This window comes from Pedobacter panaciterrae (assembly GCF_013204795.1).
Taxonomy (GTDB): domain Bacteria; phylum Bacteroidota; class Bacteroidia; order Sphingobacteriales; family Sphingobacteriaceae; genus Pedobacter; species Pedobacter panaciterrae.
The window spans coordinates 272950-285120 of sequence record NZ_JABMKW010000016.1 but is presented as its reverse complement, the minus strand read 5'-3'; the positions used below and the strand labels follow the sequence as shown (position 1 = coordinate 285120).

Here is a 12171-nt window from a genome sequence, read left to right as displayed (position 1 = left end):
ATGTGCTTTTGATTATTATTGAATTGAACAAGAAAATAAGGTCGGAAACAAGTTTTGAAGTACAAAACATTACATATACATCGCCAATTGGCGATGGTGCAAATGTAAATGATGATTCAAAATTGTGTTCATAATATTATTTAAGTTCCTTATCAACAATGGCTAGCATCCTGAGGAGATGCAAATATATAGATTGAAATCGCAATTCCAAATAAAATTTGGTTTAAAATTAATATGTAACTGCTGTACAAAATAAAAATGGAGCCGAAACTGCCTCAGACTTGATAGTGAGTTAAGTGTGGCGAAGCTTTGACAGGGCCTATTAAACCCCTAAAACCATCAGCAGCTAGAGCCCTTTCTTATTAACCGATTGTAATTTTCTCAATACGGGGATATTATCTGATTTGAGTATTCAGATAATAGTTAACTTTAGAGAAGTTGTTTATATGTTAGACTATACCAAATATAACGAACGTGAATTGATCCGGCTATTTAAGTCTGGAGATGATGCGGCGTTTAGGGAAATCTACATGAGGTACGATAAGCCCCTTTATCTCTATGCCTATCACAAACTTGGTAATAAAGAAGAATCCAGAGATATAGTGCAGGATGTTTTTGCATGGATGTTAAACAATCGTGAAACGCTCGATTTAAAAACCACCCTTTCTGGTTATCTCTATAAATCTGTTCTTAATAAGATTTTCAATGTTTTTAGACATAAAGATGTTTTACGCCGATATGCAGACGAAGGAAACCATTATATAGATGTTGATAGTGAAGAAACCGATTTTCTGATAAGAGAAAAGGATATCACTGCAATGATAGAAAAAGAAATAGCGGCAATGCCACCAGGAATGCGAAAGGTTTATGAATTACGAAGCAAACAATATATGTCTGCAAAAGATATATCTGAACATTTAGGTGTTGCGGAATCAACAGTAAATACCCAGCTGAAAAGGGCAATGAAGCACTTGAAGCTAAAATTAGGACTTGGTATTTACTTGATTTTTATCATTAACTCCTGATTTGTAAAAATAATTTCAGACGCTGTCCCCATTTGGTGTTCCTGAGTTGTCTATGTCAACAATGAGCAGAATCCCAAATTCAAATCAGCGGAAATTCTAAAGAGCCAATGGAAAAGAAAGATATTAAAAAAGTTTTGGATAAAGTGAGTGCTGGTACAGCTACTCCTGCGGAAGAACAAACTGCTAAATACTGGCTGCATTATTTTTCTAAAGATAATATTCCAGTACTTTCTGAGGATGAGCTGAATCAGGAGACTGAAGCGATTTACAAATCGCTGATGGAACAGAAGGCACCTGCAAAAGTAAAACGCTTATGGTATGCGGCTGTTGCCGCTGCATGCTTGCTAGTTGTAATTGGTGGTGGTTTGTTTTATTACAATCAGCAAATCAGTCCAGAGCCTAAGGCCTCTATAGTAGCAAACACCGTTAATGATGTGGCACCCGCTCAAAATACGGCTACTTTAACCCTTGCAAACGGGAAAAAGATAATTTTATCTGATGCGCCAACAGGTCTGATCGCTGAACAAACAAATGTCTCTATTTTCAAAACTGCAGACGGGAAATTGGCCTATAAAGCCAAACCTTTAAAGGAGGATGAACAGAAAACAGCCATAGAGAATTCTGAATTAAATAGTATAACTACCGCAAGAGGGCAACAATATCAGGTGGCTTTACCCGACGGTTCAAAGATCTGGTTAAATGCCGCTTCTACATTTACATTTCCTGCAACTTTTACCTCACTTAAACAGCGTAAAGTCGAACTTGTGGGTGAGGCTTATTTTGAAGTTGCGAAAGATAAAATGCATCCTTTTATTGTGAAAACAGATAAACAAGAGGTTGAGGTGTTGGGTACCCATTTCAACGTAAATTCTTATAGCGATGAGGATGCAACCAGAACTACATTATTAGAAGGATCTGTTAAAGTGTCGAACCATAATGAACATAAGATTTTACAGCCTGGTCAGGAATCGTTGTTAGCCAAAAATAACCTAAGTGTTCGTAAGGCAGACACAGAGGGGGCTGTAGCCTGGAAAAATGGAGATTTTATATTTAATAACGAAGATTTTGGTAGCATTCTGCGTCAGGTTGCCCGATGGTATAATGTTGAAATTGTTGACAATGGAAATCATAAAAACCTCCATTTAAGCGGTACAGTATCTCGTTCAAAAAATATTTCGGTTGTTTTAAAAGCATTAGAAGTAACGGGTAAGGTTAAATTTAAAATAGACGGAAACAGAGTTATAGTTACAGAGTAGATGAGATTGATATTCGCGTTTTTTTTGATCGTATTTCTGCATACCACAGTTAACGCGAACGCGCAAGGTATCACTCTGTCGCTAAAGGATACCGAATTGTCGACAGTTTTTAAGGAGATCAGAAAACAATGCAACTATGATTTTCTGTACGATAACTCTTTACTACAGGGCTTAAAAACAGTTAGTATAACTGTTAAAAATGCAGGTATTGATTTGGTTTTGAGTACCGTTTTTGAAGATCTACCTGTAACCTACATTATCGAAAATAAAATTGTAATGATTATTGCTAAGAATAAGAATGAAGTTTTGCCACCACAGAGTTTATATGCTATTTCCGGGGTAGTTAAAGATAAGAATGGAGAGACATTGCCGGGTGCCGGCATTTTACTTAGCGGATACCAGACAGGAACTGTGGCAGATAATGAAGGAAGGTTTGTGATTCGAAATTTAAAGGAAGGAAATTACAATGTGCTTGTTCAAATGATCGGGTATCTTCCAGCAAACCAAAACGTAACCATTATTAGTAAATCTGCCGATATAGAAATTAAGCTTCAGGAAAATATTAAGCAGTTAAAAGAGGTCGTAATTACATTAGATCCGCATCGTGAAGAGCGCCTTAAGGCCTTTAAGGAAAGTTTCATTGGCACATCCCCAAATTCTAAAAAGTGCGAAATTACTAATCCGGAGGTAATACAATTTGATTATGATGATGAAAAGCACATATTGAAAGCAATAGCCGATGAATTTATTGTTGTAGAAAATAAAGCATTGGGGTACCGAATTAAATACCTGCTTAAATACTTTGAAGAAGATGAAGAAACAAAGATTGTCTTATTTTATGGCTATCCTTATTTTGAAGAAATCAAGGGCACAAGATCAAAAATAAGAGCTTATCAGGAAAAAAGAAAAGTGGCCTACTTAGGTTCTCCTCAACATTTTTTCAGATCGTTATACAGTAACTCAATTGAGGAAGATGGCTTTATTATTAATAAACTGGTAAAGGCCCCAAATAAGAGTAAACGCCCGGATACACTAACTGAAGCGAAGATTAACTTCTTTTCTGATATCAGAGGGAAACAAATTAGCTTAAAGACCAGAAAAGATTCTTTGAGTTACTGGACCATGATGAAGAATAAGCCGGATACTTTAGAAGTGCTAACCAGGGGGAAGGTGTTAACAGATACTTTGGTTAAACAAAAATTAAGCAGCCTGAAAACCCTCAATTACAAAGATGCACTGTACATCGTTTTTAAAAAGGAGAGGGAAACAAGAAACTATGCGGATCATTCTGGTTACAAGATTGAAAGACCACCAGAATATTCGAGGTTTCAGATCTCATTGGTTTATCAATTAAAATCGTCCATCAATTTTTATGAGAACGGGGGCATTTATGATCCCGGATCTTTGCTCTATGAAGGTTTCTGGGGTTATGAAAAGGTTGCAGATATGGTGCCGATGGATTATATCTTACCAAAAACAAAAGACTGATTAACTTGGTATTCTGAATTTTATGGTAGTGTTGTTGTAACATGTTAATTACGCTTAAAACGCTTTAGCAAAGCTTATTGTACCTTTATGGCACACACACAACCAAATGAACCATTTTATTAAATCAATTCTTTTACTTGTAGCGCTTACTGGTGCTTTTTTAACCAGTAAAGCACAAAGTTACACGGTTAAAGGAAACATATTAGATACGGCTGGGCTGCCACTGCCCGGTGCCATCGTTAGAATTAACTGGGTTAAAGATAGCCTGGGTATTTCGGCCAATACAGACGGAAGCTTCAGTTTTACCAAGGTTAAGTCTAAACAATTTACCTTAACAGCAGCATTTATTGGATTTGATACTTTTACCAAACAGTACACCATTACACAAGGCAATACCCTGGTAATTCCCAATGTTAAACTCAAACCAACTTCCAATACTCTTGATGCAGTAATTATTTCGGGAGTTCCTCCTGTAAAAGTTACTGAAGATACTGTAAGCTTTAATGCGGCTTCTTTTCCTGTTAGGGAAGGGGATGCTGTAGATGAAATATTGAAAAAGTTACCCGGTATAAAGGTTGATAAAGATGGAAATGTAACCAACCAAGGTACACCGGTAACCAAGATAAAAGTAAATGGAAAGGATTTCTTTGGTACGGATGTGGCTACTGCCATTAAGAATTTGCCTGCCGACATCATTAAAAACCTTCAGTTTATAGACGACTATGGCGATCAGGCTAAATTAACAGGCATAAAAACAGGTGAGCCTGAAAAAATACTGAACCTAACCATTCAGGAGGATAAGAAAAAGGGATACTTTGCCCGGGCACAGGGAGGGGTAGGTAATTCTGACAGGTACAATACCAGCTTTAGGGGCAATAGCATGAAAGGAGAGCGCCAGGTTTCTTTTGATGGTACAGTAAATAATGCGAACATGAGAGGGGGCGGAGGTGATGGAATAACTACCAGAAATGCAGGTGGCTTGAATTATCGAAATGAGTGGAGCCCCAAACTTTCTGCTGATGCAAGCTATAATTTCGATAACACTAAAAACAATACCATTAGTACTTCGCATACCCAGAACTTTCTTGATAGTTATACCCGTTTAGAGGATTCGAGGAACGATAATTTAAACAACAGGTATAATCATGAGTTTAATGGTAATGTAGAATATAAGAGAGATACCATGAATTATCTTAAAGTGTCTCCACAGTTTACATATAATACAAATAGCGGTAGTAGTGGTGGCCTTTCTACTATCACTCAAGAGGATCTGATCACGAACCGCAATAGTAAAAACCTGAATAATGCCAGTTCCTTATTCATGAAAACTAACTTGTTTTACAATCATAAATTTTCTAAGAAAGGCAGGAACTTTAGTTATTGGGGTGGTTTTAACTATTCTAATGGTGATAACTTTAAGGACGTGTCTAATGATTACCTGATTACTGAGGGCGGGGTTGATTCTACAAGATTCCAAAATCAACTTACCGATCAGAATAGCCACACCCTGGGTACCTACTCGGGATTTTCTTACATGGAACCTTTGTGGCGTAAAACATTTATCGAATTCAATTACAATTATAGCCGATCTGCCACTTCCAGTACCAGAGATACCCGGGACGTACTTAACGGTGGAGAAGTGTTTAACCCGGATTTAAGTAATAATTACGATTATCAGTTTATTACCAATAAAGTAGGGGTAAACTATCGTTTTATTAGTGAAAAGTTTAATTATACTTTAGGTGTAAATGGTCAGCCAGCAGTACTTAAAGGGCAAAATATCAGTAAAGACATCAGTACAGAACAAAGGACATTTAATCTGATCCCTTCGGCCAGAATGGTGTATAGATTTTCAAATCAGGAATCGTTTGAGTTCAATTATTGGGGGCGCAACAACCAACCCGGGTTTTTACAACTACAGCCCATTGCTGACAATTCTAACCTTCAAAACGTAGTGATTGGTAATCCAGACTTAAAGCCTGAATTTATTCACAGTGTAAATGCCCGCTACAAACAATCAGACTGGAACCGTGGGCATATGTTATCGGCCAATATTTCATATAACCAAACACAAAATAAGATCGTAACTACTAAAGTACTGATCCCAAATACAGTAAATCAAATAACCAGTTATACCAATACTGATGGTTTTTATAATTTAAGTGGAGACTATAACTATTCCAAGCCGTTCTTTGAGCGTAAGTTTACAATAGAGTTTTCCGGATGGGGTTCCTTAAATAACAATGTTGCTTTTGTTGATCAAAATAAGAACGTTGCAAAAAATGCAGTATGGAGACAGGAATTGGAATTTAGGGTAGACCTGGAAAATATTGTTAATTTCGAAATAGAGACATCTTACATGCAAAATAGGACTACCTATTCGCAAGAGAATTTCGAAGACCGGCAGACCAATCGTTTTGAATACGGAATAGAGGGGCGTAATTACTTTTTTAAAGATCTAACTCTTGGTTACGACTTTACTAAACAGATCAATTCAGGGTATGATAATTCTTTTGTGAATAACCCTACTATATTACGGTTGTTTATGGAGTACAAGTTTCTTAAAAAAGACATGGGCACCTTACGTCTGGATGGGTTTGATTTATTTAATGAAAATTCAGGCATCTCAAGAGATGTGTTCGATAACGTAATTGTAGATAGACAAGTAAACAGATTAGGTCGATATTTCATGCTTTCGTTTATATTTAAAGTAAGGAAGTTTGGAGCTTAAGAAATAGTAAGTGGCACTTAATTTGTTTGGGTAAAGCATTAAGTATAAAAAAACGGCTAAATTTGTCGCTAACTCACTTGCTTTGAAAAAAACTGTACTGCCTGTTGTTGTGTTAATAACGATGCTATCATCGTGTAATTGGTTTAAAGATGTGCCTGAAGTAGGGGTAGTACTGTCAGATCATTTCAAAAATAAACTGTACAAAAAATTTGATACTGCTGTATATAATGTTGTTTTTAAAAAACACCTTGATTCTTTAAAACCTAAATTTTCGAATCCCAATACGTTAACAAACTATTACTATGCAAATGAATATAAACCTGAATTGGTTACCAAATTCTTTGTAAATGGTGGGTTAGATAGTTTAGAAAACTACATAGGCAGGAGTGAGGAACATGGCTTTAACCCAAATCTCTTTAGATATAAGCAAATAGAATCGCTGTTGGCTACATTACACGCCAATAAATTCAAATCAATAGATGAAGTTTATCCTGTAATTGCTGATCTGGAGCTTAATGCTGCAGAGGGGCTTATCAAATACAATAATTTTGTTTATTACGGTAGCATCAATCCAAGGAAATTATTTAGCCGGTACTATGTGCCGGTAAAAAGACCTGATAGCCTAAGTGTAACTGCTGTTCTGGAGACAAAGGACATTCAAAAACTATTAACAAGCATCCAACCTTCTTCTCCCGATTATCAGGTATTCCAGCATAAACTTTCAAAATACAAGGCCGACTCTGGCAGTAAAAGCTATATGGTAAAAACCATTATGGTAAATATGGAGCGGTTGCGCTGGAAATTGCCAGAGCTTGGCGATGAGTATGTGCAGGTAAATATCCCTGATTTTTCACTTACCTGGTTTAAAAACCAGGACACACTTACCCAGATGAAAGTTTGTGTTGGAGGGAAACGCGAGGAAGGTTATGCCGATAAAATTAAGCAGTACCTGAAATCGGGAAATCTGGATGATAAGCCGAAAAATCATGAAACACCCTTACTATACAGTAAACTGAACTCTATACAGGTAAATCCGATATGGAATATTCCGGTCAGCATTGCACAAAGTGAAATTTACTGGCAGGCAGTTAGAGATCCATATTATCTTTCGAATAGTAACATTAAGGTATATTATAAGGGTAAACAAATAGGAGAGCCCGATACTATTCAATGGAGTAAGTATTCCAGAGAGAAGTTGCCTTTTCAATTCAAGCAAGGCTCAGGAGAGGGGAATGCTTTAGGTAAGTTTAAATTTATATTCGACAATGGATCGAGCATCTACCTGCACGATACGAACAATAAAAGTGCATTTTCCAGAGCTAACCGCGCAATAAGCCATGGTTGTGTTCGTGTAGAAAAACCGTTACAATTTGCTGAAACGCTGGTAAAAGATAAGTACGAATACGATCAGCTAAGAATGGAAGTAAACCTGCCGCCAATAGATACCAACAGAATGGCGGTTTACCGAAAAAAAATGGCTAAAAAAGCTGATACAGTAAATGTTTATAGATTAAAGCCTAAGTGGTTTGGCGTTAAAAAACCTGTTCCCTTGATCATCAATTACATAACCGCATGGTCGCAAAACGGTAGTCTGCAGTTCCGACCAGATGTTTATGGTTTAGATGAAACTTTATGGGATGCTATGAAAAAATTCATGTAAAAGTTCTACCTTTGGTTTTTAATGAATTTCCTATACCCAGGTTTTCTTTTCGCGCTGCTGGCAATAGCCATACCTATTGTAATTCACTTATTCAATTTCAGGAAATTTAAGAAAGTATATTTTAGCAACGTACAATTCTTAAAGGAGGCAAAGGAGCAAAATTCTTCAAGAGAAAAGCTTAAAAATTTGCTTGTACTTTTGTGCAGGGTATTGGCCATCGTATTTCTTGTGCTGGCATTTGCCAGGCCTTTTATCCCCTCGGGCAACAAACATAATCCGGGACAGAGAAATGTTATCAGTATCTATATTGATAACTCTTATAGTATGGAGACAGTAAACAAAGAGGGCAGTTTACTTGATGAAGCTAAAAGAAAGGCAAAGGAAATTGTAAGGTCATATGATATTAATGATCAGTTTCAATTAATTACAAACGATTTTGAGGGCAAGCACCAAAGGCTTGTTAATAAAGAAGAGTTTATTCAATTACTGGATGAAATTAAGATATCACCAGCAAATAAGACTTTGCAACAGATTCTAAACAGACAACAGGCAAGTTTTTCTGCAAATAGAAACGAGATCTGCTATCTGCTTTCCGACTTTCAGAATAGTTTTGCAGGTGATAAACCTTTAGCGGCCAATAAAGAGATCAGTTATACTTTTATTAAGCTAAATGCCAACAGCCTTCCGAATATTTCGGTTGATAGTGTTTGGAGCCTTTCACCGGTACACCAATCAGGGCAGGCAGAGAGGGTTGTGGTCCAATTGAGGAATTATGGTGAAGAGCTTGCTTCGGGCATAGCCTTAAAGCTAACAATAAACAAACAGCAAAAAGCTATCAGTAATATAAATGTTGAGGCTGGTAAGTCAGTTAAAGACACTTTATCTTTTAGTGGATTAAAAAGCGGGTGGCAAAAAGGTGTAATTAGTATTAAGGACTTTCCTTTAACATTTGATGATGATCTGAATTTTAGCTTTAAGGTAAGTAATGAGCTAAAGGTGCTAAACATCACGGGCAATTCTTCTGATAAATTTATAAAGGCGCTCTTTGCATCCGACAATTATTTTAAACTTACCGAAATGCCTGAGTCGAACATTAAATACTCCAGCTTTTCCGATTACAGTTTAATAGTACTTAACGGGCTAAAAGAACCATCTTCAGGCCTCGCTCAGCAATTAAAAGGATATGTACAAAATGGGGGATCTGTAGTTATCTTTCCTGATCTTGATGCCAATAGCAGTGTTTACACTCCGTTCTTAACCGGCTTGTCGCTGCCTGCGGTTCAGCAATTAAATTCTGGGCCACCTTTGGCAAGCAGTATGGATTTAAAGAACTCTGTTTTTAAAGATGTGTTCGATCAGATTCCTAAAAATATAGATCTGCCCTTGGTAAACAGGTATTTTAGTTATACTGAGCAGAATACAAGTGCTAAAGAAAGCATTTTGCAATTGCCTTTAAATAGATTCCTGTTTGCAAAGTATACGGTAGGGGCCGGTAAAATTTATCTTTCATCAAGTTCATTGGATATTAAGGATAGCAACCTGCCTAAGCACCCGGTTTTTGTACCATTAATGTATAAGATTGCTTTTGCAAGTGCAAAAGAGCAACCATTATATTATACAATAGGCCTCAATAATTTATTAGAAAGTGAAAAAATTAGTCTTCTAGCTAATCAGTCGTTAAAATTGGTGTCGAATGACTTTGAAGTTATTCCTGAAGTGCGACAAACTGCCGGAAAAACTTTACTATATGTTGCAGATCAGGTAAAGAAATCGGGCTTTTATGAATTAAAAAAAGCAGATTCTGTTTTGGCCATTATAGCGTTTAATGATAACCGTACAGAATCCGACATGCATTATGCTACAGAAACACAGCTTAATAACTTGTTTGGCAAACAAAAGGTAGCAGTATTTAATTCTAAAAAGGATGCACAATCATTAAATATCGAAGGGAAAAATAGCAGCAGTGAATTATGGAAACTTTGCCTAATTTTAACTATTGTTTTTTTAGCCGGTGAAATACTACTTATTAGATTCTTTAATAACATAAAAAACATAAAAATATCATGAACCTTCTTATCACGGGTATAGTTATTGCCGATCCAAACAGCCAGTTCAATCAAAAGAAATGTGATGTTCGTGTAGAACAAGGAAAGATAACGGCTATAGGTAACAACCTGACCGCATCTAAAAACGAACAGGTTTTTGATGGCCAGGGTGCTGTTCTCTCTCCAGGTTTCTTTGATTTAAACTGTTCAATCGGAGATCCAGGTTTCGAAACCAAAGAAGATATTAATACGGCAACTGAAGCTGCAAAAGCAGGCGGGTTTACAGGGATCGCGGTTTTGCCAAATACTAAGCCAGTGGTGCAATCTAAGGCCGAAGTGGAATACATTATTAACAGGGCAAAAAACAATCTGGTAGATGTGCTGCCAATAGGAGCGGTTAGTCAGGGACTGGAAGGTAAAGAGCTTGCAGAATTGTACGACATGAAGCAGGCGGGTGCAGTAGCATTTTCTGATGGAGGAAAGGCAATTGTTGACGATGGCTTTATGAGTCGCGCAATACAATACACCCAGGGTTTTAACGGACTTTTAATGGTATATCCTGAGAATAAATCCATTGCAGGAAAATCGCAGATTAACGAAAGCAAAACCAGCGTGTTATTGGGAATGAAAGGATTGCCATCGTTAGCAGAGGAAATGCACATTAGCCGCGATATCTTTTTAGCCACTTACCATAATGCTCCTGTACATATTAGTAATATTTCAACAGCAGGTTCTGTAGCGCTTATAAAGAAAGCTAAAAAAGATGGTGTGAAAATCACTTGTGATGTAGCTGCACATCATTTGGTGTTTACAGAAGAGTTGCTGAATGATTTCGACAGTAATTACAAGGTTAAGCCACCTTTGCGTGGTAAATCTGATGTGAAGGCATTGCTTACAGGTTTAAAAGACGGAACCATTGATGCAATAGGATCACAGCATCGCCCGCACGAAATAGAATTTAAAGATGTTGAATTTGAAATTGCATCATACGGCATCATTGCCCTGCAAACTGTTTTGCCTTTGCTTATAAAAGCCGGACTTGATGCAACGCAGATAGCGGAGAAGCTTTCTATAAATCCCCGTAAATTACTAAGACTCGCAGTTCCTGTGATTGAAGAAGGTGCTGAAGCCAACTTTACAGTTTATAATCCTACTTTACAATGGGAGTATAATGTTGCCAGTAACTATTCTAAATCTGCCAATTCTCCACTATTAAATAAAAAACTGACCGGTAAAGTTCAACTGGTATTTAATAACAAACAATTACAATCATATGGATAATCATGTAAAAGACGCACTAATTGCATCGTTAGATAAATTTGCTGCGGTATCTGGTAATGACTCGGTTAAGTTAGAGGAAAGCCTTGTAGAAGTGTTTAACAAAGACCTTGGCTTTATAGAGAAGGTTGAAGAGTTTGATGAAGTTTTTGATGAGCATCCATCATTTGAGGAGCTTAGAGAAGTATTCTTTGATTTGCTAATGATTAATTTCTTTTCTATTGATATTAAAAAACTTGAAGAAGATTACCTTGACTCCGAAGAGTGGCTAAGGATTGAAGAAGAAACAATAGATAGGGGAACAGAATTACTGAACCTTTTGTTGTATATCAATGAATGCCATGACGAGCGTATAAAACCTGAATTAGGTGATTTCCTTAAAGAATTCTTATTGGTTGAGGAAGACGAGTTTCAGGACGAATTCCATATTTATGAAGACCTGATCAGCAACCAGCAATTGATTGAAGGAAGTGTTGAGGATATCTGCAGTCATGCCGGGATGATTGATCTGGGTGAAGAAATGGAAGATCTTTTTGTTCCTTTTATGGTTTTCTTCCATCAGCCTAAAGCCAATGATAAGATAATTAAAGAGCTAGAGGATTTTAGTGCAAACAAGGAGTTTGATATTGCGGTGTATACCTTAATCGCTAATTTTAATGCGAGTAACTAATTTTTAAATTAACATCTT

8 protein-coding genes are annotated in these 12171 nt (G+C 36.8%); all 8 read left to right on the top strand.

Annotated features, from left to right (window positions below):
• Positions 1-446: 446 nt before the first annotated feature.
• The 8 genes from HQN86_RS09135 to HQN86_RS09100 all read left to right on the top strand — a co-directional run bounded on the left by HQN86_RS09135 (position 447) and on the right by HQN86_RS09100 (position 12153).
• Positions 447-1025, top strand: a complete 579-nt coding sequence (locus HQN86_RS09135; protein ID WP_172660692.1) for an RNA polymerase sigma factor — start codon at positions 447-449, stop codon at positions 1023-1025.
• A 107-nt stretch (positions 1026-1132) separates the two neighbouring features.
• Positions 1133-2281, top strand: a complete 1149-nt coding sequence (locus HQN86_RS09130; RefSeq protein ID WP_172660691.1) for a FecR family protein — start codon at positions 1133-1135, stop codon at positions 2279-2281.
• Positions 2282-3769 carry a carboxypeptidase-like regulatory domain-containing protein gene (locus tag HQN86_RS09125; RefSeq protein ID WP_172660690.1) on the top strand — a complete coding sequence of 496 codons (1488 nt, stop codon included), beginning with the start codon at positions 2282-2284 and terminating at the stop codon, positions 3767-3769.
• 106 nt (positions 3770-3875) lie between these two features.
• Positions 3876-6500, top strand: coding sequence for an outer membrane beta-barrel protein (locus tag HQN86_RS09120; RefSeq protein ID WP_172660689.1), 2625 nt, complete (start codon positions 3876-3878; stop codon positions 6498-6500).
• An 82-nt stretch (positions 6501-6582) separates the two neighbouring features.
• Positions 6583-8160 (top strand): L,D-transpeptidase family protein, encoded by a 1578-nt coding sequence (locus HQN86_RS09115; protein WP_246269524.1) that lies wholly within the window; start codon positions 6583-6585, stop codon positions 8158-8160.
• 21 nt (positions 8161-8181) lie between these two features.
• Positions 8182-10227 carry a BatA domain-containing protein gene (locus HQN86_RS09110; RefSeq protein ID WP_172660688.1) on the top strand — a complete coding sequence of 682 codons (2046 nt, stop codon included), beginning with the start codon at positions 8182-8184 and terminating at the stop codon, positions 10225-10227.
• Positions 10224-11486, top strand: a complete 1263-nt coding sequence (locus HQN86_RS09105; RefSeq protein ID WP_172660687.1) for a dihydroorotase — start codon at positions 10224-10226, stop codon at positions 11484-11486. Before HQN86_RS09110 ends, HQN86_RS09105 begins: the two co-directional genes overlap by 4 nt.
• Positions 11479-12153, top strand: coding sequence for a hypothetical protein (locus tag HQN86_RS09100; protein WP_172660686.1), 675 nt, complete (start codon positions 11479-11481; stop codon positions 12151-12153). Before HQN86_RS09105 ends, HQN86_RS09100 begins: the two co-directional genes overlap by 8 nt.
• Positions 12154-12171: the final 18 nt, after the last annotated feature.